General features: G+C 71.0%; 21 protein-coding genes. 11 read left to right on the top strand and 10 right to left on the bottom strand.

The window, feature by feature from the left end:
- The first annotated feature begins 107 nt into the window (after positions 1 to 107).
- The 4 genes from SS2_RS09765 to rny all read left to right on the top strand — a co-directional run bounded on the left by SS2_RS09765 (position 108) and on the right by rny (position 3,812).
- On the top strand, positions 108 to 341 hold the full coding sequence (locus SS2_RS09765) for a DUF3046 domain-containing protein (RefSeq protein WP_066463520.1): 234 nt from the start codon (positions 108 to 110) through the stop codon (positions 339 to 341).
- Between the two features lie 203 nt (positions 342 to 544).
- Positions 545 to 1,627: a recombinase RecA gene (recA, locus tag SS2_RS09760; RefSeq protein ID WP_066463518.1), complete on the top strand. Its 1,083-nt coding sequence runs from the start codon at positions 545 to 547 to the stop codon at positions 1,625 to 1,627.
- 62 nt (positions 1,628 to 1,689) lie between these two features.
- Positions 1,690 to 2,211, top strand: a complete 522-nt coding sequence (locus tag SS2_RS09755; protein ID WP_066463516.1) for a regulatory protein RecX — start codon at positions 1,690 to 1,692, stop codon at positions 2,209 to 2,211.
- Positions 2,212 to 2,345: 134 nt separating this feature from the next.
- Complete coding sequence (gene rny, locus SS2_RS09750) at positions 2,346 to 3,812, top strand: ribonuclease Y (protein WP_066463868.1); 1,467 nt, start codon at positions 2,346 to 2,348, stop codon at positions 3,810 to 3,812.
- Positions 3,813 to 3,862: 50 nt separating this feature from the next.
- Here rny and SS2_RS09745 read toward each other — a convergent pair whose 3' ends face one another.
- The 4 genes from SS2_RS09745 to SS2_RS09730 form a co-directional block, all read right to left on the bottom strand.
- Positions 3,863 to 4,708, bottom strand: coding sequence for an amino acid ABC transporter permease (locus SS2_RS09745; RefSeq protein WP_066463511.1), 846 nt, complete (start codon positions 4,706 to 4,708; stop codon positions 3,863 to 3,865).
- On the bottom strand, positions 4,705 to 5,355 hold the full coding sequence (locus SS2_RS09740; RefSeq protein WP_066463867.1) for an amino acid ABC transporter permease: 651 nt from the start codon (positions 5,353 to 5,355) through the stop codon (positions 4,705 to 4,707). Before SS2_RS09740 ends, SS2_RS09745 begins: the two co-directional genes overlap by 4 nt.
- A gap of 106 nt (positions 5,356 to 5,461) precedes the next feature.
- Positions 5,462 to 6,334: a glutamate ABC transporter substrate-binding protein gene (locus SS2_RS09735; RefSeq protein WP_066463509.1), complete on the bottom strand. Its 873-nt coding sequence runs from the start codon at positions 6,332 to 6,334 to the stop codon at positions 5,462 to 5,464.
- A gap of 57 nt (positions 6,335 to 6,391) precedes the next feature.
- Complete coding sequence (locus SS2_RS09730) at positions 6,392 to 7,171, bottom strand: amino acid ABC transporter ATP-binding protein (RefSeq protein ID WP_066463507.1); 780 nt, start codon at positions 7,169 to 7,171, stop codon at positions 6,392 to 6,394.
- A gap of 135 nt (positions 7,172 to 7,306) precedes the next feature.
- Here SS2_RS09730 and miaB point away from each other — a divergent pair, with 135 nt between their 5' ends.
- Entirely contained in the window at positions 7,307 to 9,016 is a 1,710-nt protein-coding gene (gene miaB, locus SS2_RS09725; RefSeq protein ID WP_083942100.1) for a tRNA (N6-isopentenyl adenosine(37)-C2)-methylthiotransferase MiaB, read from the top strand.
- A 31-nt stretch (positions 9,017 to 9,047) separates the two neighbouring features.
- Here miaB and SS2_RS09720 read toward each other — a convergent pair whose 3' ends face one another.
- Together SS2_RS09720 and SS2_RS09715 are read right to left on the bottom strand one after the other, a co-directional pair.
- Positions 9,048 to 9,605, bottom strand: coding sequence for a type III secretion system chaperone family protein (locus tag SS2_RS09720; protein WP_066463506.1), 558 nt, complete (start codon positions 9,603 to 9,605; stop codon positions 9,048 to 9,050).
- On the bottom strand, positions 9,602 to 10,234 hold the full coding sequence (locus tag SS2_RS09715) for a type III secretion system chaperone family protein (protein ID WP_066463505.1): 633 nt from the start codon (positions 10,232 to 10,234) through the stop codon (positions 9,602 to 9,604). Before SS2_RS09715 ends, SS2_RS09720 begins: the two co-directional genes overlap by 4 nt.
- 103 nt (positions 10,235 to 10,337) lie before the next feature.
- On the opposite strand from SS2_RS09715, the gene SS2_RS09710 reads away from it, so the two are divergent.
- On the top strand, positions 10,338 to 10,964 hold the full coding sequence (locus tag SS2_RS09710) for a hypothetical protein (RefSeq protein ID WP_157607283.1): 627 nt from the start codon (positions 10,338 to 10,340) through the stop codon (positions 10,962 to 10,964).
- Between the two features lie 24 nt (positions 10,965 to 10,988).
- Here SS2_RS09710 and SS2_RS09705 read toward each other — a convergent pair whose 3' ends face one another.
- Genes SS2_RS09705 through SS2_RS09695 form a run of 3 tightly spaced genes read right to left on the bottom strand, consistent with a single transcriptional unit; the run spans position 10,989 to position 15,286 of the window.
- Positions 10,989 to 12,902: a hypothetical protein gene (locus tag SS2_RS09705; protein ID WP_066463503.1), complete on the bottom strand. Its 1,914-nt coding sequence runs from the start codon at positions 12,900 to 12,902 to the stop codon at positions 10,989 to 10,991.
- Positions 12,899 to 14,791, bottom strand: a complete 1,893-nt coding sequence (locus SS2_RS09700) for an HSP90 family protein (protein WP_066463500.1) — start codon at positions 14,789 to 14,791, stop codon at positions 12,899 to 12,901. Before SS2_RS09700 ends, SS2_RS09705 begins: the two co-directional genes overlap by 4 nt.
- Before the next feature lie 24 nt (positions 14,792 to 14,815).
- Complete coding sequence (locus SS2_RS09695) at positions 14,816 to 15,286, bottom strand: type III secretion system chaperone family protein (RefSeq protein WP_066463498.1); 471 nt, start codon at positions 15,284 to 15,286, stop codon at positions 14,816 to 14,818.
- Between the two features lie 161 nt (positions 15,287 to 15,447).
- Here SS2_RS09695 and miaA point away from each other — a divergent pair, with 161 nt between their 5' ends.
- The gene (gene miaA, locus SS2_RS09690) at positions 15,448 to 16,416 is read left to right on the top strand and encodes a tRNA (adenosine(37)-N6)-dimethylallyltransferase MiaA (RefSeq protein WP_066463497.1); all 969 of its coding nucleotides are present in this window, start codon (positions 15,448 to 15,450) and stop codon (positions 16,414 to 16,416) included.
- Positions 16,413 to 17,414: a diaminopimelate epimerase gene (dapF, locus tag SS2_RS09685; RefSeq protein ID WP_083942099.1), complete on the top strand. Its 1,002-nt coding sequence runs from the start codon at positions 16,413 to 16,415 to the stop codon at positions 17,412 to 17,414. The genes miaA and dapF overlap by 4 nt, the downstream gene beginning before the upstream one ends.
- A gap of 77 nt (positions 17,415 to 17,491) precedes the next feature.
- Here dapF and SS2_RS09680 read toward each other — a convergent pair whose 3' ends face one another.
- Positions 17,492 to 18,139, bottom strand: a complete 648-nt coding sequence (locus SS2_RS09680) for a class I SAM-dependent methyltransferase (RefSeq protein WP_066463496.1) — start codon at positions 18,137 to 18,139, stop codon at positions 17,492 to 17,494.
- Positions 18,140 to 18,271: 132 nt separating this feature from the next.
- On the opposite strand from SS2_RS09680, the gene hflX reads away from it, so the two are divergent.
- From hflX to SS2_RS09665, 3 genes are all read left to right on the top strand, one after another.
- On the top strand, positions 18,272 to 19,819 hold the full coding sequence (gene hflX / locus SS2_RS09675; RefSeq protein ID WP_066463495.1) for a GTPase HflX: 1,548 nt from the start codon (positions 18,272 to 18,274) through the stop codon (positions 19,817 to 19,819).
- A 96-nt stretch (positions 19,820 to 19,915) separates the two neighbouring features.
- Complete coding sequence (locus SS2_RS09670; protein WP_066463494.1) at positions 19,916 to 22,018, top strand: ATP-dependent DNA helicase; 2,103 nt, start codon at positions 19,916 to 19,918, stop codon at positions 22,016 to 22,018.
- A 43-nt stretch (positions 22,019 to 22,061) separates the two neighbouring features.
- Positions 22,062 to 23,066, top strand: coding sequence for an L-lactate dehydrogenase (locus tag SS2_RS09665; RefSeq protein WP_066463492.1), 1,005 nt, complete (start codon positions 22,062 to 22,064; stop codon positions 23,064 to 23,066).
- Positions 23,067 to 23,108 lie beyond the last annotated feature (42 nt).

Below are 23,108 nucleotides of genomic sequence, written 5' to 3'. Positions count from 1 at the left end.
GACAGAGGGAGCCTGAAGGCCGAGGTGAGGGCCTCGGGGCTGTCGCCAGACGGGCACCGGGGGCGAGACAGGGTGACCGCAGGCCGTGTGCCGTGGCACCCTAGAGCGTGCGAAATCGAGAGTTCTGGCAGCTGGTCGACGAGGTCTTCGGGCCCGCCTACGGGCGCACCCTGGCTGCTGACCAGGTGCTGAGCGCGCTCGGTGAGCGCACGGTGGAACAGGCCATCGAGGACGGTGTGGAGCCCCGGGTGGTCTGGCACGCCCTGTGCGACGCGATGGACGTGCCCGACGCGCGCCGCTGGGGGACCGACGTCAACCGCCAGGCCCCGCCGCCGCGCTGACCGGCCCACGCAGACACCGCCGAGGCGATAGCCCTCGAACAGATGTTCGGCTATCATGGAACACAGGTCGATCAGGTCGAGCGCCGTCCACACGGTCGCGGCGGGCCGGCGGCAATGTCAGAGGCTCGACGTAACGTCGAGACCGTAGAACTCAAGGCACCACACCGAGCGGGATACCGCTCCCAGACGTAGAGGTGGCAGACATGCCCGCACCAGCAGATCGCGAGAAGGCCCTCGAAGCGGCCCTCGCCCAGATCGACCGCAACTTCGGCAAGGGCTCGATCATGCGTCTCGGTGACGAGGGACGCGCCCCGGTCGAGATCATCCCGACCGGATCCATCGCTCTCGATGTCGCGCTCGGCATCGGCGGACTGCCGCGCGGTCGCGTGGTGGAGATCTACGGACCGGAGTCCAGCGGTAAGACGACTCTCGCCCTGCACGCTGTCGCCAGCGCGCAGCGCAACGGTGGCATCGCCGCCTTCATCGACGCCGAGCACGCTCTCGACCCTGACTACGCCAAGAAGCTCGGCGTGGACACGGACGCGCTGCTGGTGTCCCAGCCGGACACCGGGGAGCAGGCGCTCGAGATCGCCGACATGCTCATCCGGTCCGGCGCGATCGACGTCATCGTCATCGACTCCGTCGCGGCCCTGGTGCCGAAGGCGGAGATCGAGGGCGAGATGGGTGACAGCCACGTCGGCCTGCAGGCTCGACTCATGTCCCAGGCCCTGCGCAAGATCACCGGTGCGCTGAGCCAGTCCGGCACGACCGCCATCTTCATCAACCAGCTGCGCGAGAAGATCGGTGTCATGTTCGGCTCGCCCGAGACCACCACCGGTGGCAAGGCGCTCAAGTTCTACGCCTCGGTCCGGTTGGACATCCGACGCATCGAGACCCTCAAGGAGGGAACCGAGCCGGTCGGTAACCGCACCCGCGTCAAGGTCGTCAAGAACAAGATGGCCCCGCCCTTCAAGCAGGCCGAGTTCGACATCCTGTACGGCGTGGGCATCTCACGCGAGGGTGGCTTGATCGACATGGGCGTGGAGCACGGCTTCGTGCGCAAGTCGGGGTCCTGGTTCACCTATGACGGTGACCAACTCGGACAGGGCAAGGAGAACGCTCGTGGGTTCCTCCGGGACAACCCGGACCTCGCCAACGAGCTGGAGAAGCGCATCAAGGAGAAGCTCGGCATCGGCGCCCGCGTCGACGCGCCCGCCGAGGGAGCTCCGGCAGCCCCTGCCGCCAAGGCCGGTGCCGCAGCCAAGTCCAAGAAGGCTGACGCCTGAGTCCGATGCGCCAGTCGACGCGGGGGTCCCGTCCACAGTCTCTTGGGGAAGAGGAGCCGGACGTGGCCCCCGCGCCACCTCCCAGCCTGGCTGAGCAGGAAGAGCACGCCCGCGAGCTGGCGCTGCGAATACTGACCGCCGCACCGAAGAGCCGCGCGCAGCTGGCTCAGCGGCTGGCGGCCAAAGGGGTGGACGAGTCCATCACCGAGCGGCTCCTCGACCGCTTTGAGCAGGTGGGCCTGCTCGACGACGGCGAGCTGGCGGCGATGATCGTGCGGACCCGCTTCGCCGAGAAGAAGCAGTCCCGTCGCGCGATCGCCCAGGAGCTGAACCGCAAGGGGATCTCCGGTCCGGTGGCCGAGGCCGCGCTCGACCAGCTCGACGACGAGGACGAGAGCCAGGCCGCCCTGGAGCTGGCCCGTGGTCGCCTGCGCCGCACCGCTGGGCTGAGCCCCGAGGTTCGGATCCGACGCGCCCTCGGGGCGCTCGGCCGCAAGGGCTACTCCCCGGGCATCGCGATGACCAGCATCCGCGCAGCCCTCGCCGAGGAAGGCGACGACGCTGACCGTGAGTGGGACGTCTAGCCTCTGATCGGCCTGGCCGACCGCATGGCGGCCGCACGGTGTGTTGACCCGGACACGACCCGCAGGTCAGCCATGATGGGTCGGGTCCAAGCAGGGTGCCGGTGGCATCGGAGATCACGGGAGCAGGTGAGGGCATGTCCGCAGGTGAGCTCGGAGTCCTCCTAGCACTCCTCGGGACCTCGCTCGTGGCGCTGCTGCTCGTGCAGGTCGCTCGCCGAGAGGCCGCCGCCGTGCGCGCCCAGGCCGCCGAGGACGTGGCCGACCTCCGCGAGACCACCAAGCAGCGTGACGCCGAGTCACAGCGGCGCATGGACGAGGTGCGAGCCGGCGAGCGTCGCCTGGACAAGCAGCGCTCTCGGGCTGAGGAGCTGGCCGAGAAGGCCGAGGCCCGCGCGGCCGAGGTCGAACGCCTGACCGTCCAGTCCGCCCAAGAACGGGCGCGACTGCACGCACGGCTGGTGCGCGAGCTCGAGGTCGTCGCCGGGCTCTCCCAGGAGGAGGCCAGCGCCCGCCTCGTCGATCAGATGCGCCAGCAGGCCGTCCAGGACGCAGCTGCCTCGGTGCACCGGGTCGAGGCGGCAGCGCGGTCCCGCGCAGACGCCCGCGCCCGGCACGTCGTGGCTACCGCAGTCCAGCGCCTGGCAGTGCCCACCAGCTCGGCAGCGGCAGTGACGGTGCTGCCCCTCCCGGCAGAGGACATGCGCGGACGGATCATCGGCAAGGAGGGGCGCAACATCCGCACCTTCGAGGCGGTGACGGGGGTCAACGTCCTGCTCGAGGACGACTCCGAGTCCGTCCAGCTGTCCTGCTTCGATCCTGAGCGCCGTGAGGTCGCCGAGGTCACCATGCGGCTGCTCATGGACGACGGGCGCATCCATCCGCAACGGATCGAGGCCGCCTACGCCCAGGCCCTCGACGGCGCACCCGCGCGCACCGTCGCTGCCGGCCACGACGCCGCCGACCGCAGCGGCGTGCACCGCCTGGCCCCAGAGCTCATCGAGGCCATGGGGCGGCTCCGGCTGCGCTCCTCCTACTCCCAGAACGTCCTCGAGCACAGCGTCGAGTCTGCCCTGATCGCAGCGACGATGGCAGCCGAGATCGGCGCAGACGTCGAGCTCGCGCGGCGAGCAGCCTTCTTGCACGACATCGGCAAGGGACTGCCCGCCGGGTCGGTCGGGTCCCACGCGACGGCCGGGGCGCGGCTGGTGGAACGCGCGATGGAGTCTGCCGTGGTCGTCAACGCCGTGGCCGCCCACCACGGCGAGGTCGAGGCCACCTCGGTCGAGGCGGTGCTGGTGCAGGCCGCCGACGCGTGCTCGGCAGCCCGACCAGGTGCCCGCCGCGACGACCTCGACCGGTACGTCGAGCGGATGCAGCAGCTCGAGGAGCTCGTGAGCGCCCACACCGGGGTCCGCAAGGCGCTGGCCATGGCCAGCGGGCACGAGGTCCGCGTCGTCGTGGAGCCCCACGAGGTCTCCGACGAGGACCTGCCTGGGCTGGCCGCCACGATTGCCAAGCACATCGAGACGGACCTCAGCTACCCGGGTGAGGTCTCGATCACCGTGGTGCGCGAGCTGCGGGCGACCGCCACAGCCGGCTGACGCAGGCTGCCTGACGCAGGCTGGCTGACGCCACCACCTGACGCAGGCCTCTATCGCACGACCGTCAAGTCGTCGACGGGTGTCGCAATCCGCGAGGAGAGGCGGCGCTGGGTGTACACCGCGATGCGGGACAGCGTGATGTTCACGACGAGGTAGATCCCGACGACGACGACGAAGAGCGGGAGCCGGGACGTGTCCCCGAAGAAGCTGTAGTTGTTCTTCATCACCGACAGCAGCTCCCCGTAGCCGACGATGAAGCCGAGCGAGCTGTCCTTGAGCAGCACCACGAACTGGCTGATGAGACTGGGCAGCATGAGCTGGACCACCTGCGGCAGCTCGATGATCCTCAGGGTCTGACCGCGGGTCAGGCCGATCGAGATCCCCGCCTCGACCTGGCCGTGGGGCAGGGCGATGAGCCCGGCCCGCAGGATCTCCGCGATGATCGCGGCGTTGTAGAGCGTGAGGCCGAAGACCACCGCCTCGAAGGACGACAGACCGAACCCCAGCAGCCCGAAGAACATCATGAGCAGCACGGGCATGCCGCGCAGCACCTCGATGACCACCACAGCAGGACGCCGCACGATGGCGAAGCGAGAGGTGCGCAGCACCGCGAGCACCAGCGCCAGCACGAGGGCGAGCGGAGCGGCGACCACCGCCGCTCGGAGCGTCGCCCCGAGCCCGACCACGATCAGCGAACGCCACACGTCGGACGCGGTCTGCTGCTTGGGCGGGTCGGTGAGCACCTCCCACCGGTCGTCGAGCACGCCACGGCGCGCGAGGGACACCACGAGCCAGGCGAGGACCGCGACGATCACCACGGCGAGGGCGATCGACGCCAGCCGCTCGATCCTGCGGGTCCGGGGCCCGGGCGCGTCGTAGAGGACAGAACCGCTCATCGGCTGAACACCACCCTGCGTTCGACGGCACCGGCCGCCAGGCCGGCGGGGATGGTGATGATGAGGTAGCAGACCGCGATGCCGCCGAGCAGCAGCAGGACGTCAGAGGGGTTGTCCCGGGCCAGCGAGCGTCCGGTGGAGGTGAGCTCGATGACCGCGAACCCGGCCGCGACCGAGGTGTTCTTCGTCAGTGCGATGAGCACGTTGATCAGGGGCGGCACGACGCTGCGCAGCGCCTGCGGCAGCACGACCAGGCGCAGGGTGGCCACCGTCCCCAGCCCGATCGCACGCGCCGCCTCGGCCTGACCGGTGCTCACGCTGTTGATCCCGGACCGCACCGCCTCGCAGACGAAGGCGGAGGTGTACGTCGTCAGCGCGATGATCGCGGGGACCCGGCCCAGCGGCAGCACGAAGCCCAGCGTCGGCAGGACGAAGACGTAGAAGATGAAGACGAGAGTCAGAGGCGTGTTGCGGACCGTCTCCACGTAGACGGTGGCCACCACGCGCAGGCTCCGCAGCGGCGCGACGCGCAGCGCTGCGAGGACGACACCTAGGACGAGGGAGAGCGCCCCCGAGACCACGGCGAGCAGGAGCGTCATCTCGAAGCCGTCGACGAACCGGGGGATCGAGTCGATCAGGGCGTCCACGGTCACCTCCCTCCCTCATGGCCTGGGCGGCGGTCACCCAGATGGTGGTCCGGGCGGTGGGCACCGCGGCGCGCGGTGCCCACCGCCCGGTCGGACGACGACGGGCTCAGTAGCGGTTGACCGTCGGCGGGTCCGGTGTGGGCAGGACCGACCCGGCGGTCTCTTCCCAGGCGGTGGCCCACCGGCCGTCCTCGAAGGACGCCTCGAGGGTGTCGTTGATGAAGGTCCGGAACTCCTCGTCGCCCAGCTTCAGGCCGATGCCGTAGGGCTCCTCGGTGAACTGCTCGCCGACGATCTTGAAGTCGTCAGGGTTCTCCGAGACGTATCCCGCCAGGATGACGTTGTCCGTGGTCACCGCGTCCACCTGGCCGTTGCGCAGCGGGTCGAGGCAGTCGGTGTACTGGGCGAAGACCTGCAGCGTGGTGTCGGGGAAGTTGTCCTCGATGTTCTTGGCGGGGGTGGAGCCCTCCGCCGAGCACACCGTCTTGCCCGCCAGGTCGTCGGAGGATGCGATGGACTCCTCGTCGGCCCGCACCATGAGGGACTGGCCGGCGATGTAGTACGGCCCGGCGAAGTCGATGACTTCCTTGCGCTTGTCGTTGATCGTGTAGGTGGCCACGACGATGTCCACCTGGTCGTCCTGGATGAACGCCTCGCGGTTCTGGGACACCGTCTCCTTCCACGTGATGTCATCCGGGTCGATGCCCAGCTCGCCGGCGATGATCTTGGCGACCTCGACGTCGAAGCCGACCGGTTCTCCGTCCGGTCCCACCAGGCCGAACAGCGGCTGGTCAAACTTCGTCCCGACGGTGATGGTGCCGGCGTCCGCGAGACGAGCCATGGTGCTCCCCTCGGGGAAGGCGCTGGTGTCCGCGCTCGTCGTGGTGGTCTCGGACGCGGTGTTGTCGTCGTCGCCGCAGCCAGCCAGCACCAGCGCGGCTGCTGCGGCGGCGACGAGGATGGTTCGTGATCGCATCATGGTCTTCTCCTTCAGGTCGTGGCCGCCAGGGCCGTCGATGGTGGTGCCGAGCAGTACTCAGTGAAAGAGGATCTTGGACAAGAAGTCCTGGGCGCGGGCAGAGGTGGGGGCGGTGAAGAACTGTTCCGGCTGGGACTCTTCGAGGATCTTGCCGTCAGCCATGAAGACGACGCGGTCCGCGGCCTTGCGCGCGAAGCCCATCTCGTGGGTCACCACGATCATCGTCATGCCGTCCGTCGCGAGGCCCACCATGACGTCGAGGACCTCGGTGATCATCTCCGGGTCCAGGGCCGAGGTTGGTTCGTCGAAGAGCATGACCTTGGGGTGCATGGCCAGCGCCCGTGCGATCGCCACCCGTTGCTGCTGCCCGCCGGAGAGCTGAGCAGGCATCTTGTTGGCCTGAGAGTCCACCCCCACCCGCTCAAGCAGCGTCATGGCGAGCTCCCGAGCCTCGGCCGACCGCATCTTCTTGACCTTGGTCGGGCCGAGGGTGACGTTCTGCAGGACGGTCTTGTGGGCGAAGAGGTTGAAGGACTGGAACACCATCCCGACGTCGGCCCGCAGCTGGGCGAGGGCCTTGCCCTCTTCGGGCAGCGGTGTGCCGTCGACCTCGATCAACCCGGAGTCGATGGTCTCCAGGCGGTTGATCACCCGGCACAGGGTGGACTTCCCCGATCCTGACGGGCCGACCACGACCACCACCTCGCCCTGGGTGACCGTGAGGTTGATGTCGTTGAGCACGTGCAGGTCACCGAAGTGTTTGTTGACGTCGACGAGGCGCACCAGGGCGCGCCGGGCATCCGTCGTGCCCGAAGTGGATGGATTCGTGGCGTCCATGTGTAGAACGTAGGGGACAGGTGCGGCATCGGCGACTGCTCATGGTCTCGGTCCTGTAACGACATCGCGGGGCCGGGCACCGCGCTGACCACGGCAAGCATCCCCGTGGTGGGGATGCGACGTATCCTTGTGGCGATGTCTGCGAACGCCTCCACCCCCGCCTCCCTGCCCCTCCTGGACCTCCCCGCGCCCGCCGTGGAGGCTGCCGAGGGCGGCCTGCGGGCACCCCGCACCTACCTCGTGCGCACCCTCGGGTGCCAGATGAACGTCCACGACTCCGAGCGGATGGCTGGGATGCTCGAGCAGGCGGGCTATCACAAGGCCTCCGACGCCGACGCAGCCCGCTACGAGGCCGACGTCGTGGTCATCAACACGTGCGCCGTGCGCGAGAACGCCTCGACGAAGCTCTACGGCAACCTCGGCCAGCTCGCCGCGCTGAAGAACCGCCGCGCGGGGATGCAGATCGCCGTCGGCGGCTGCCTGGCGCAGAAGGACCGCTCCGGGATCGTCGAGCGGGCGCCGTGGGTGGACGTCGTCTTCGGCACCCACAACCTCGACGCGCTTCCGGTGCTGCTCGAGCGCGCCCGGCACAACGAGGCGGCGCAGGTCGAGATCGCGGAGTCGCTGCAGGTCTTCCCGTCGACCCTGCCCACCCGTCGTGAGTCGGTCTACGCCGGCTGGGTCTCGATCAGCGTCGGGTGCAACAACACCTGCACCTTCTGCATCGTCCCGCACCTGCGCGGCAAGGAGCGCGACCGCCGACCCGGCCAGATCCTCGCCGAGATCGAGGCGCTCGTCGCTCAGGGTGCGATCGAGGTGACCCTGCTCGGCCAGAACGTCAACAGCTACGGCGTCGAGTTCGGCGACCGGGGCGCCTTCGCGAAGCTGCTGCGGGCCTGCGGTGAGATCGAGGGCCTGGAGCGGGTGCGCTTCACCTCCCCGCACCCGGCGGCCTTCACCGACGACGTCATCGAGGCCATGGCCGAGACGCCGAACGTCATGCCGCAGCTGCACATGCCCTTGCAAGCCGGGTCGGACCGCATCCTGCGGGCCATGCGCCGGTCCTACCGCTCGGACAAGTTCCTCGGCATCCTCGACCGGGTCCGCGCCGCCATGCCCGACGCCGCGATCACCACCGACCTCATCGTCGGTTTCCCCGGCGAGACCGAGGAGGACTTCGCCGAGACACTGCGCGTGGTGGAGGCTTCCCGCTTCGCCTCAGCGTTCACCTTCCAGTACTCCCAGCGTCCAGGGACCCCTGCTGCGACCCTGCCCGACCAGCTCCCCAAGGAGGTCGTCCAGGAACGCTACGTCCGCCTCATGGCCCTCCAGGACGAGATCTCCGCCCAGGAGAGCGCACGCCAGGTGGGTCGCACGGTCGAGGTGCTGATCACCGACGGAGCCGGTCGCAAGGACGGGGAGACCCACCGTCTCACCGGACGCGCCGCGGACAACCGCCTGGTGCACCTCGCGCTGCCGGCTCACCTGACGTCCGCGCTCGCGAGCGAGACGAGCGCTGCCGACTCCAGCCGGTCTGACGTGGACCCCGCTGACCCGCGTCTGGCCGACGACGTCGACGCGCAGCTGCCGCGTCCCGGCGACGTGGTCACCGTGCGCGTCACCCACTCCGCGCCGTACCACCTGGTGGCTGACTCAGCCGTGGCTGCGGACCCCGCACAGGCCGTCTACGCCGTGCGACGCACCCGCGCCGGAGACGCGTGGGTGCAGCGCGAGAAGGCTCGGGCTGGTCTGGGGGAGGACACCCACAGCCACGGGCCAGCCGCCGGTACGCCCGCGGCCGGGGGACCGGTGGTCCTGGGGCTGCCGACCGTACATCGGCCCTAGCCAGTCGTCCCGAGGGCCAGACCTCCGGACGCTAGTCCTCCCCGAACGCCCCGTTGTCGTCCATGCCCTCGAGGTCGTCGGGGTTGTCCGGCGGCAGCAGCGCCGAGACGGAGGTGAACAGCTGGATCGAGGTGCCCAGACCACAGGCCACCATCTGCTCGAGCTGGTCCTTGGTCGCGCCTGGGCTGAAGTCCACCGACACCTCGGTGTAGAGGGCCAGTCCCGTGGGCTCGCTGCGCAGATAGGCCTTGGGCCAGATGCGCTCGCGGTTCCAGTCGTTGATGATCTGCAGGGCGGCGAGCCGGCCGGAGTCGGGGAGCGGGCGGTGCCAGCGTCCTCGCACCTGGAGGATCTCCTGCTTGGTCCCCAGGAGCAGGAACCAGAACCGGTTGCCGTCCCAGGTGCCGGTGATGTCACCGTCCTCGTCGAGGCGGTAGGTGTACCCGCGACGGGTGAGGTAGGCACCGACCCGGTCACGGGTCAGCGGGGTCGGCAGCTCGACGGGCACCCGCGGGGCGGGGGCCGGCGTCGGGCTGGGGGACTTGGCGAGGATCCGGGCGAGCCACGGCGATCGCTGGCGGGCGTTCATGGTGCCACCTGTGCGGGGTCGGGGTAGAGGGCGTCGAGCGCGTCGAAGAGCATCGCGCCGGTGCTCAGCCCGCAGGTGAGGACCTGGTCGAGCTGTTCGTCGTTGGCGCCGTGCTCGAAGTCCACCGACACCTCGCCGTAGACCTGGATCATGCCGTTGTCACGGACCCGGAAGTACACCTTGGGCCAGATGCGGTCGGTGTTCCACTCGTTGCAGAAGTCGAGGACCTCTTCGATCCGGTCGATGGTGATCTCCCGGTTCCACTGCCCGCGGACCTGGAGGATCTCGCGTTCACCGCCGAACAGCAGGAAGTAGAACAACCGGGAGTGCCACAGCCCTCCGATGTCTCCGTCGGAGTCGATGAAGTACGTGTAGCCGTAGTCCGTGATCCAGTCGACGATGCGCGCCATGGTCAGCGGACCTGGGGCGTGCGTGGTGTCGGTGTCGGCGATCCGCAGGGCGCCGAGTCCTTCCATGAGCATGGCCTCGACCTCGTCCCCGGCCAGGTCAGGTGGCTGTGCTGCAGACGATGACGCAGTCGCGGCGCGGTCGGTGGGTGCCTCGTGCGGCGAGCGGTGGGGACCGGACCCGTCAGCCGTGCGGCGCCTGCGATCTCTGAAGAACCCCATGCGACCAGCCTACCGTCGCCGCTGCGTCGTCGCCGTCCGGTCATCCCTGGGCTCACGGCGGGGACCACCGCGCACCTGAGGACCATCGGCTAGCGTGGGCCGGGTGCCAGCCACCGCAACCCTCACCGTGCAACGACATGACCTGAGCCTGGCGCTGCTGCCCGGCGTCACCGGGCGCCTGGACGTCTTCGCCGAGCGCCGGGAGGAGGTCCTCGCGGCGCTGCGGCCCGCCCTGGAGGCGGTCCTGGTGCCCGGGGGCACGGTCACCGTCGTGGCACCCGCCCTCCAGACCCGTACGACGACGGGAGCCCAGCCCGATCTCGGCGCGAGCGGGTACCTCGCCGGCCCCGCGGTGCCGGCGTCGCCTGCCCTCGCTGCCCTGGGCGCCATCTCCGACGAACCCGCGCTGCACGTGACGGCCTCGGCCGCGGTGGCGCTGCTCCGCCTGGCCGGGTGGACCCGGGAGATCACCACGCACGAGATCGGCGCGGAGGCGGGAGTCTCGGCGCAGACCGTGACGGGCGGGTCGGCCCCGACGGCACCGACGGCATCGAGCGACCTCGCACCGATCACGCATCCGGCGCTGGTGGGGCCCCACCTGGTGGTCTTCGCCTGCGCTCGGCCAGACGGCGTGCTCCCGGTGGGGGCACCAGCCGCCCTCGCCCTCGCCGAGGAGCGGACGCACGCGCTCTACCACGAGGTGCTCCGCGAGCTCGCCGGCGTCAGCTGATCGACGGGTGCGTGCTGCGGGGGGCTACCCCGCGAGCTGCCGCACGAGCACGGCCGCGTCGTCGGCGCGGCCCAGGGCGGTGAGCGCCTGGATGAGCTGCCCGAGGACCTCGGCCTGCTGCTCGCGCGCGCGGACCAGCGTGAAGCCCTGGGCCGCGGACTCCAGGTGCGTCACCGCGGCGTCGGGGCGTCCCGCCCCCAGCTCGATCGTGCCGGCCAGCCAGGACGCGTGGGCGGCATCGGCGGTGCGGTGGTGCGCGGTGAAGGCCTCGGCAGCGGTGCAGGCGTCGGCGAGGGCCGCAGCACCCTCTCCCCGGGAGGCGTGTACACGTGCTCGGGTGTCGAGCAGGTGGGCGCGCTCGAGGGCGAGGGCAGCTGTGGGAGAGGCCCCCTCCGCCTCCGTCAGGGCCCAGTCGAGCAGGTCCGTGGCAGGTCCCCAGGCGCCGATCGCGCCAGACAGGCGGGCAGCGACCCGGATGACGGGCCCCACGTACTCCAGACCTGTCCCAGCGGTCTGGAGCAGGGCCACCGCGGCGTCGATCGTCGCGGCCGCCCCGTCGCTGTCGCCGAGCTGGTCGCTGAGCATCGCCGCCTCAGCCAGCGCGAACCCGGCCGCCTCATGCTCTCCGGCCTCGGCGAAGGCGGAGCTGGCGTGGGCGTACAGACGCGCGGCGGAGACGGGGTCGGTGCCGGTGAGGAGCTCGGCCTGGTGGACGAGAGAGTCCGGACCGATGCCCGCCCGGGCGATGAACGGGCGCACGTCCGAGACAGCAGGGCCGGAGCGCTCGGACGCATCGTCGTCCCCGGGCCGGCGGCCGGAGATGTGATCGGCGGGGTCCAGGGCGAGGACGGTGAGGTCGACCGGCACCCGGACATGGGTCCCCGACCAGGCGTGCAGGGTCCTCTCGGTCATGGCTGAGGTACCGCCGCGCTCGTCGAACTGCGCGGCCAGGAACAGTGCCTGCGCTCGCATCCAGTCGTCGAGCTCGCCGACGGTTGCTGCCTCGACGGCGTCGAGCGCGAGGGGGGTGTCCGGGACCGTGGCACGCAGCGCGGCGACGCCCACGCCGGCCGTGGTCAGGAAGGCCCACCGGCCTCGGGGTGTCTCGGCACCGGTGAGGAGCCTCTGGTAGCGCTCGAGGAAGCGCAGCGCGGCCGTCGTGTTGCCGGTGCGGGCCAGGAACTGGATGTGACGCCCGCGGGCGCTGGGCATCTCGCCGCTGCTGTCCAGGGTGGCCAGGCCGTGCCGGTGCGCGCGGGCGGCGCCCTCGGCGTCACCCACCTCGAGGTAGGCGAGCTGGAGCTGAGAGAGCATGTCGGCGGGCTCCGTGCGGCACGTCGCACCGGACCGCTGGGCCTCCTCGAGCAGACGGATGCCCTCCTCGACGCGGCCCTGGGCGAAGAGGTACGTCGTGCGGTCCCCGGGCTCGCAGGCGGGGCACTGGGAGAAGGCGTCCCGCTCGGTCGTGACCCATCGCTCGTAGCTGGGGCCGGCCTCGTCGTCCCCGAGCAGGTGGTGCCACTCGAAGAGGAGGTGGTTGACGGCGCTGAGCCCGTTGCCGGCGAGGAGGTAGCGACGTTCCATGTCCGCGAGGGTGGCCTGGATCTGCGCGGCGGGGATGGCGGGGTAGCTCATGAGGTCCCCGACCATCCACTTGAAGGACCAGAACAAGGAGTGGGTGTCGTCGGCGTCGAACAGCTCGGGCCGCTCGTCCCACAGCCGGACGGATCGGGTGAAGGGCAGGTACGCCTTCTCGACCTCCTGGCTGAAGGCGTAGGACTCCACGAGCGCGAACAGCGCGTAGGCGAGCGCCGTCTCGGGCCCCTCGGCGTCGATCTCGCGCACGAGCTCGGCGGCGACCTCGTTGCGGGCCAGGCCGAAGGGCATCCGGCGGGTCGCGGTGATCGCGTGGTTGGCGTCCTCGAGCGTGCGCGTCATGAGCGGGAGCCTCCGGCCTCGCCGGGCGTGGGTGGAGGATCAGTGCCGGGCGCGGCGGCGCTGCGCAGCAGGGTCGAGAGCGCACCGTTGAGCACCGTCGCCTCGCTCACGCTCAGCGGCTTCCCGGACATGAGCAGAGCGGTGACGTAGAGGGCCTGCGCGCCGGCCGTGCGCACCTGGGCGTCGGGGGCCTCCAGGACGTCTCGCACGGCGGGGTTGGCGTCGTTGAGCACGAGGCGTCGCACGGCCGACGACGTGGGGAGCTGCCCCAGCACGCCGCCCCACAGGTCCGGGGCCTGGGAGATGGTCTGCGCCACGGACCGGGCGTGCTCGGCGTCGCGGTCGTCGAGCAGCAGGGACGGCGTCTCGTGCGGCTCGAAGGCACGCAGCTCGACGTCGCAGCCGTGGGGGCGGACCGCCGTGCGGACCGCCTCGAGGGCGTCGAGGGTCTCGAGGTGGCGCAGCGGGTCGAGCGGGGTGAGGGCCTGGGACACGTCGGTCGAGGTGATCGGGGTGACCGTCCAGCGCGGTCGGCGGCTGCGGACCCGTTCGAGGAGGTCGGCGTCGTAGACGTAGCCGGCGTTGACCACGGTGAGGTTCTGGGCGCGCGCCACCGGCGCGATGCGCCGGAAGGACTCGAGGGTGGGCGCGAAGCGGATGTGGCCCTGCTCGGCGTGGATCTCGGCCAGGGTGGCCGTGCCGGTCGTGCACTCGTAGGGCAGCACGTGGATGGCGAGGTCGAGCATGTCGTCGTCAGCCAGGGCCAGGGCCCGGACAGCGAGGTGGTGCACGGCGAGGAGCTGGTCCGAGCCGCCGTCGCGCAGGGAGAGGGTCTCCAGCGTCCACTGGCGGATGCGTGCACCGAGTGCCTCGCGGGTGGCCAGCAGGATGTCGTCCTCGTAGAGACCCTCACGCGAGGCTGTGGGACGCACGGCGGAGGTGTTGAGGACGCACCGGACGAAGAACGCCCACGGCGGCAGCAGGTCGTCGACCGTGGTGCCCAGCAGCATCCGCTTGAGGTAGACGCGGTGCGCGGCGGAGGTCGTGGGTGACACGGCTGAGGGGAGCACGTACGCCACGCCGCTGAGACCGGCGATGGGGATGTCCAGGTTGATGGCCGCCAGCGGGGTGAAGCCGAGGGTCGCCTCGCAGTGGGCCCGCAGCGCCAGCTCGCGCGCTCGCGGGGTGGAGAAGGTGCGTTCCCAGGGCAAGTCCGGCTCGCTGAGCCGGCGGGTGGTCGGCCGTCCAGACGGCTGCGGCATCTCCATGACCAGCTCGATCGGCAGCAGGGAGCCGTAGTCGCGGGCCAGCGACTCGACCGTGGCCGCCTCGAGCCAGTGCTCCATGTCCCGCCGCGGTCGCAGCCGCACGGTGCTGCCGGTGGTCGGTGGGTGCCGCAGGTCGTGCGGAGCGATCTCGGTCAGGGAGTACCGCCCGTCCGCGTGGCCCCGCCACACGATCGCCGGGGCCTGGGGGTCGCGTGCCGAGCGTGAGACGAGCTCGATCTCGTCGGTGACCATGAACGCCGAGAGCAGCCCGATGCCGAACTGGCCGAGGAACTGCTCGCGCCCGGTGCCCAGCTCGAGGTCCCGCTTGGAGCTGCGACCGATGGTCGCGAGCAGCTCTTCGGCCTCGGCAAGGGTCAGCCCCACCCCGGTGTCGGTGACCTCGAGCCCGCCGTCGGGCAGCGGACGCAGCGTGATCCTGCGCGGCGGGCTGCTCTGGTCCATGCCCAGGTCCGAGGCCGGTGGTCGCAGCTCGTCGAGCGCGGTGATCGCGTCCGCCCCGTTCTGCAGCAGCTCGCGCAGGTAGACGCGCGGGCTGGAGTACAGGTGGCGGGCCAGGAGGTCGACGATCCCTCCGAGGTCGACCTGGAAGGTCTGGCTCATGGTGCTCCGTTCACGGAGAGCAGGTCACTCTTCAGGGATGCCCAGACGCTCGGCGATGCGCTCGAAGGCGCGCAGCCCGGTGAACAGGCCGCAGGAGATGAGCTGGCCGAGCTGGGCGTCGCTCACCCCGTGCTCGAGGTCGGTGGAGACCTCGGAGTAGATGCCCAGCTCGTCCTCCTCGACCCGGGCGTACATCTTGGGCCAGATGAGGTCACGGTTGAACTCGTTGAGCAGCAGCGCGAACTCGGCCTCGCGGCTGGCCGGGAAGGAGTGCTTCCACCGTCCGCGGACCTGCAGGACCTCCTGGTCCTCGCCCATCTGGAAGAAGTAGAAGACGTTGTCGTCCCACTGGCCACCGACGTCACCGTCCGGGTCCACCCCGAAGGACCAGTCCTGGGAGGTGAGGTACGCCTCGATCCGGGCGCGCGTCAGCGGCAGGTTCTCACCGCTGGCGGCCAGCGACGTATCGGTTTCGGGCTTGTTGAAGAACCCCATCGTGATGATCTCCTGAGTTCGTGTGAGGCCGGTCGACGTCGTGCTGCCGTGCTGGGCGTGGAACCGCGAGGGCTGTCCACAAGATCACGCATGCGTAGTGCAGCCTAGGTGCTCGGGCTGACAACACCAAGGACGCCCGACAAAGAAGGTACCGTCACGGTGTGCTGATCGTTGCTGTCGTAGGCCCTACGGCCACTGGAAAGTCCGACCTCGCCCTGGATCTCGCCGAGGCGCTGAGCCCCGCCGGAGGTCCTCCCGCCGAGATCGTCAACGCCGACGCCTACCAGCTCTACACCGGGATGGACATCGGCTCCGCCAAGGTTCCCCTCGACCAGCGCCGCGGCATCGTCCACCACCAGGTGGACGTGCTGGACGTCCGTGAGGACTCCTCGGTGGCCCGCTACCAGAGCGCGGCCCGCGCCGACCTCGACGCGATCGCCGACCGCGGCGCACGGGCGATCGTCGTCGGCGGCTCGGGGCTGTACCTGCGAGCCCTGCTCGACGACATGACCTTCCCCGGGACCGACCCCGCGGTGCGCGCCGCCCTCGAGGAGCGCGCCGACCGCGAGGGTACCCGGGCGCTCTACGAGGAGCTCAAGGCCGCGGACCCGGCCGCGGCGCAGTCGATCGGCCCCAAGAACACGCGGCGGATCGTGCGTGCGCTCGAGGTCATCGAGATCACCGGTGCGCCCTTCACCGCGAACCTGCCCCGGCAGGAGTACGTCCGTCCGGCCGTGCAGATCGGGCTGGACTGCGACCGCGAGGTGCTCGACGCCCGGGTCGCCGAGCGGGTGGAGCGCATGTGGCAGGCGGGGCTCGTGGACGAGGTGGCCACGCTGGCCGCGCACGGCCTGGGACGCACCGCTTCCCGCGCCGTCGGCTACGCCGAGGTGCTCGCCCACCTCGCCGGGGAGATCACCGAGGAGCAGGCGCGCGCGGACGTCACGGCGAACACCCGGCGCCTGGCCCGCAAGCAGATGGGCTGGTTCGGCCGAGACCCCCGGGTCACCTGGCTCGATGCCGGCACACCGGACCTGCTCGAGCAGGCGCTCGCGGTCGTGGCCGCGGCCGACGCCGGGCAGGCACCCGCCCCAGGATCTGACCCGGTGCGTCGTAGTCTTGGCTCATGACGATCGAGAACCGTGACCTGACCTCTGTCGCGACCGCCCCGGGCACCGAGGGCACCGACTCGCAGCACGCGGCAGACCTGTCCTTCACCAAGGGGCACGGCACCGAGAACGACTTCGTCCTCCTCGACGACCGGCACGCCCGGATGGAGCTCACCGCCGCCATGGTGCGCGAGCTCACCGACCGCCGGGCCGGCATCGGCGCCGACGGCGTGATCCGTGTGGTGCCCTCGGCCGCCCTGCCCGAGGGCCGGGCCGTCCTGGGGCAGGACCCCGACGCGGTCTGGTTCATGGACTACCGCAACGCCGACGGGTCGATCGCCCAGATGTGCGGCAACGGCGTGCGAGTCTTCGCGGCCTACCTCGAAGACCTCGGTCTTGCCTACTTCGGCGACGGCCACGAGCTGGTCCTGGGGACCCGCGCTGGGGTGCGGCGGGTGCGCAAGGAGGCGAACGGCTGGTTCGCCGTCGACATGGGTGTGTGGTCCTTCCCCGGTGGTGAGGAGGCCGTCCACGACGGCTTCGACGCTGAGGTGAGCGTCCTCGGCCTGGAGCCTGGCGGCGCCCAGGTGCCCCGCCCGGCCCTCAGCGTGGACCTGGGCAACCCGCACACGGTGCTCGCTCTGGCGTCCGTGGCGGACCTCGACCGTGCCGACCTCACCCGGGCGCCCGTCGTGGTGCCCACCCCGCCGCAGGGGACCAACGTCGAGCTGGTCGTGCCGCTGGGTGAGGAGACCTCGGTGGACGGCTCCGTCGTCGGGCGGGTGCGCATGCGCGTGCACGAGCGCGGGGTGGGGGAGACCCGGTCCTGCGGGACGGGCGCCTGCGCGGCGGCGCTGGCCGTTCGCGCCTGGGCCGGGGACGGCGCGCCGGACGTCTGGCTCGTCGAGGTTCCGGGAGGCACCGTGCGCGTGACCATGCTCCCCGACGGGCACGTCGAGCTGGCCGGTCCCGCGGTGCTCGTCGCCGACGGGCGCCTGAGGACGACGCCGAACCTGTGACGGCGCCGAACCTGTGACGGCGCCGGGCCTCTGAGGCCGCCGAGCCTGTGACCGCCGCGGCGACGACGCCTCAGCGGTCAGACCCGGGTGACCTCGATGACGCGGAAGCCCTTGGCGCTCGCGAGCCGGGAGACGCTCGCCGTGAACGGACCCACCGCGCTCTCGAAGGCGGCGTCGGCCCCGTAGCGGCGCGCCATCCACTCCTGCAAGGAGTCGGCGCCGAGGTTGCGTTGCACCACGAGGTGCGCGCTGGCCCCGGGGAGCAGGCGCGGCAGCCACGTGTCGAGCATGGAGTGCAGCACCTCCTTGCCCACCCGGATCGGGGGGTTGGACCAGATCGCCGCCAGCCGCACGTCGTCGGGCACCTCCTCGGGGCGGGCGGCCCGGACGTTGGTCAGGCCCAGCCGCTCGGCGTTGCGTCGCAGCAGGTCGAGCGCACGGTCGTTGACGTCGACTCCCCACACGGTGGCCTGACGGTTCTGCAGAGCCATGGTCAACGTGATGGGACCCCAGCCGCAGCCCAGGTCGAGCACGTCGCCGGTCGGCGGGTCGGCCACGGTCCGCAGCAAGACCGAGGTGCCCAGGTCGATCCGTCCGGGGGAGAAGATCCCACCGGCGGTCTCCACCTCGTAGGGCTGGCCGTCCAGCACGACCGGCAGGGTCCGGCGTTCGTCCGGGCTGGCCGGCTGGGCAGTGAAGTAGTGGTCCGTGCTGTCGTCGCTCACAACCGGTAATCGTAGGCGAGCGGGCGGGCGCACGGGACGAGGGTTTCCTCTGTCCGCAAAAACACTTCGGTCCGAGCCGCTCGACGTGGGAACCTTAGATACACCCCACAGCGGCACGATCGAAGGACATGCATGACGAACAGCCACGAACCGCACCCCACCTCTCCGCAGGAGCCGTCTGGACCAGACGAGACCAGCGGGTCCGGTGCTGCGGTCTCGGCGCGAGACGTCGCGAGCGACGTCGTCGCTCGTGTGCTGGCCCGCGCGGGGACCGCCCGCGCCGAGGGCGGCACGCAGCACTCCTCCAGCGACGGTGACCAGCTCGAGCTCGCCGAGCGCACCGCCCTGCGCCGAGTGGCCAACCTGTCGACCGAGCTCGAGGACGTCACCGAGGTCGAGTACCGCCAGCTCCGCCTGGAGAAGGTCGTCCTGGTGGGGCTGTGGTCCCGCGACGCGATGGAGGCCGAGATCTCCCTGCGCGAGCTCGCCGCCCTCGCCGAGACGGCCGGCTCCCAGGTGCTCGACGGCGTGCTCCAGCGCCGCCAGACCCCGGACCCCGGCACGTACCTCGGCTCGGGCAAGGCCGCCGACCTCGCTGCCGTGGTCGCCTCGACCGGGGCGGACACCGTGGTCATCGACGGCGACCTCGCTCCCTCCCAGCGCCGTGCGCTCGAGGACATCATCAAGGTCAAGGTCGTCGACCGCACCGCGCTCATCCTCGACATCTTCGCCCAGCACGCCAAGTCCCGGGAGGGCAAGGCCCAGGTCGAGCTCGCGCAGCTGGAGTACCTGCTCCCGCGCCTGCGCGGGTGGGGCGAGTCGATGTCCCGCCAGGCCGGTGGCCAGGTGGGTGGCGCCGGTGCCGGCATGGGCTCGCGCGGACCCGGTGAGACGAAGATCGAGCTGGACCGCCGACGTATCCGCAACCGGATGGCCAAGCTGCGCCGCGAGATCGAGGCCATGGCTCCCGCGCGCGAGACCAAGCGGGCCAACCGCAAGCGCAACTCCATCCCCTCGGTCGCCATCGCCGGGTACACCAACGCCGGGAAGTCGAGCCTGCTCAACGCGCTCACCGGCGCCGGGGTGCTGGTGGAGAACGCGCTGTTCGCCACGCTGGACCCCACGGTCCGCCGGACCAAGACCGCCGACGGTCGCATCTACACCCTCGCCGACACGGTCGGCTTCGTGCGCGCCCTGCCGCACCAGCTCGTCGAGGCCTTCCGCTCGACCCTGGAGGAGGTGGCCGACTCCGACCTCCTGCTGCACGTCGTCGACGCCTCCCATCCCGACCCGGAAGGGCAGATCGCGGCGGTGCGCCACGTCCTGGCGGACATCCCCGGGGCGCTCGACGTCCCCGAGGTCATCGTCCTCAACAAGGCCGACCTCGCCACCGCGGACACGGTCGCCCGGCTGCGCAGCCGGGAGCGCAACACCATCGTCGTCTCGGCGCACACGGGGGAGGGCATCGACGAGCTGCTCGCCTTCATCGACGCGTCGCTGCCCCACCCGGGCGTCTCGATCGACCTCGTCGTGCCCTACAGCCGTGGCGACCTCGTCAACCGGGTCCACCTCGAGGGAGAGATCGACCACATCGAGCACGTGGGTGAGGGCACCCTCGTGCGCGGACGGGTCGACGACGCGCTCGCAGCCGAGCTCGCAGCGGTCGCTGTCCAGCCCTGACAGGTGGGCGGGCCGCGCGCCCGCCCACCGTCCGTGGGCTGTGCACAGTGCCCTGTGGCGCGCCTCACAGGGCTCCGCGGTGCGTAGACTCCACGGGTGAGCGACGCCCAGAATCCCGACAGCGCCGGCTCTGCGGACTCCGCTGCGGCGGACGTCCACCAGCTGCTCGACCTCGCAGTCGGTGCGCTCGGCGGTGCCCGCCGTGACGGCCAGCACGACATGACCGACGCGGTCGCCACGGCCATGGCGACCAAGAAGCACCTCCTGGTCCAGGCGGGCACCGGCACCGGCAAGTCCCTCGGGTACCTCGTCCCCGCCGTCCATCACGCGGTGACCACCGACGAGCGCGTCATCGTCTCGACGGCGACGCTGGCCCTGCAGCGCCAGATCATGACCCGCGACCTTCCCCTCGTCGCCAAGACGCTGGCCCCGCACCTCCCGCGCCGTCCTGAGCTCGCGCTGCTCAAGGGCTGGCACAACTACGCGTGCCTGCACAAGATCTCCGGCGGCTACCCGCCCGACGACGCCGGCACGCTCTTCGACATGCCGCGCAGCGAGGGCCCGACCGAGCCGCTCACCGCGGGCAGTCCCGCACCTGCTGGCGGAGCCGACGGCGCGGCGGGGCTCGGCAAGCAGATCCTCCGGCTGCGCGAGTGGGCAGCCGAGACCGAGACCGGCGACCGCGACGACCTCGTCCCAGGTGTGAGCGACCGGGCCTGGCGCCAGGTCTCGGTCACCTCCCTGGAGTGCCTGGGGCAGAAGTGCCCCCTCATCGACGACTGCTTCCCCGAGCGAGCCCGCGGCATCGCCCGGGAGGCTGACGTCGTGGTCACCAACCACGCGATGCTCGGCATCGCGGCCACCGGCTCCCCGGGGGTGCTGCCCGAGCACTCCGTGGTCATCGCCGACGAGGCGCACGAGCTCTCCGACCGGGTGACCGCCGCCGCGACCGCCGAGCTGTCCGTCGCCTCGATCGAGCACGCCGCGCGTCAGGCTCGCCGGCACGGCGGGATCCCCACGACGGACCTCGACGCCGCCGCGGCGGACTTCGGCTCCGTGCTGGCCGGTCTGCCGGCCGAACGCTTCCCGGACGGGCTGCCCGAGGGTGCCCGGCTGTCCGTGGCCGGCGTGCGCGACGCGGCGCGGGCGGTGCTCAGCGCCCTCAAGCCCGAGCCAGGCAAGGGAGCGAGCGCGGACGCCGGGTCGGCGAGCAGCGGCCTGAAGATGGCCTCCTCGAGCATGCTGCTGGTCTTCGAGACCGCCGAGCGCATGGCCGCCGACCACTCGGGCTTCGACGTGCTGTGGTGCTCGCGCGGGGGTGAGGGCGGCTTCGGTGCCGGGATGTCCAAGCTGCACGCCGCCCCGCTCGGGGTGGCCGGCCTCATCCGGACGAACCTGTGGGAGGAGAAGGTCGGGATCCTCACCTCGGCGACCCTGGCCCTGGGTGACTCCTTCGAGCCTGTGGCGCGCGCCGTCGGGCTGGAGCGCGCGGCGGGGGAGAGCGACGAGACCCCGCCCAAGGCCTCCCTGCCGTGGCGCGGGCTGGACGTGGGCAGCCCCTTCGACTACCCGCGTCAGGGCATCCTCTACATCGCCAAGCGTCTGCCGACACCGGGTCAGCAGGCCACCACGGACGACCAGGTCGAGGAGATGGTCGCGCTCATGAAGGCCGCGGGCGGGCGGACGCTCGGGCTGTTCTCCTCCCGCCGCGCCGCCGAGCGTGCCGCCGAGCTCGTCCGGGAGCAGGTGGACTTCCCGGTCCTGTGCCAGGGAGACGACCAGCTGCCCACCCTCGTCCGTGAGTTCGCCGCCGACGACGCGACCTGCCTCTTCGGCACCCTGTCCCTGTGGCAGGGGGTCGACGTACCGGGTACCGCGTGCCAGCTCGTCATGATCGACCGGATCCCGTTCCCCCGCCCGGACGACCCGGTCAAGGCGGCGCGTGCGCGCTACATCGAGAGCCACGGGGGCAACGGGTTCATGCAGGTCTCGGCCACCCACGCCGCCCTGCTGCTGGCCCAAGGCGCCGGACGGCTGGTCCGCACGACGTCTGATCGCGGCGTGGTGGCGGTCCTCGATCCACGTCTGGCGACCGCTCGGTACGCGTCGTTCCTGGTCAACTCGCTGCCAGACTTCTGGCAGACCACTGATCGACAGGTGGCGACTTCTGCGCTGGAGCGGCTTGCGGCTCTAGGCTGAGGGCAGCACCACCGTGCGCACCCGACTTTCCTGTGGAGGAAGCATGAGCGACGCCGAGCGTTCCGGATCATCAGCTGAGGCCCCCGCGGCCCCCGCAGCCCGCAAGACGACGAAGGTCGCCGTGGTCGGCGCCGGAGCGGTGGGCTCGACGATGGCCTACGCCGCGCTCATGCGCGGCTCCGCGCGGACCGTCGCGCTCTACGACATCAACAAGGCCAAGGTCGAGGCCGAGGCTCTCGACCTGGCCCACGGCATCCAGTTCATGCCGATGGCCGAGGTCATCGGCTCCGACGACGTCGCCGTGTGCGCGGACGCCGACGTCATCATGGTCACCGCAGGCGCCAAGCAGAAGCCGGGCCAGACGCGCATCGACCTGGCGGAGGCGACGATCAGCCTCGTCTCCAAGATCCTGCCGGAGCTCCAGGCCGTCGCGCCCAACGCGACCTATGTCATGGTCACCAACCCGGTAGACATCGTCACCTACGCCGCGCTGAAGATCTCCGGCCTGCCGCCCACCCAGCTCTTCGGCTCGGGCACCGTCCTGGACTCCTCGCGACTGCGCTACCTCATCGCCCAGCACTGCGGGGTTGCGGTGCAGAACGTGCACGCGTACATGGCCGGCGAGCACGGGGACAGCGAGATCCCGCTGTGGAGCTCGGCGACCATCGGTGGCGTGCCGCTGCTGGACTGGAGCGGGGTGGACGGACGGGGACCGCTCACGGTCGAGGCCCGGGAGGAGATCGCGCACGAGGTGGTCAACTCCGCCTACCGGATCATCGAGGGCAAGGGGGCGACCAACTATGCCGTCGCCCTCGCCGGCAGCCGGATCATCGAGGCGGTGCTCAACGACGAGCACCGTGTGCTGCCCGTCTCGACCCTGCTCGACGACTACTACGGGATCTCCGACATCTGCCTGTCGGTGCCGTCCGTGGTGGGGCGCCGCGGCTGCACCGACCGGCTGGCCGTGCCGCTGTCCCCACTGGAGATCCGTGGGCTGCAGCACTCGGCGACGGCGCTCAAGGACGTGGCGCGCAAGTTCGGCTTCTGACCTCCCTGCACATGAACGAAGGGCTCCTCACCCGCAGGTGAG

It is taken from the genome of Sanguibacter suarezii NBRC 16159, assembly GCF_001552735.1.
Lineage (GTDB): Bacteria > Actinomycetota > Actinomycetes > Actinomycetales > Cellulomonadaceae > Sanguibacter > Sanguibacter suarezii.
The sequence above is the reverse complement of the archived record's forward strand: the minus strand, read 5'-3'. Positions and strand labels throughout refer to the sequence as shown.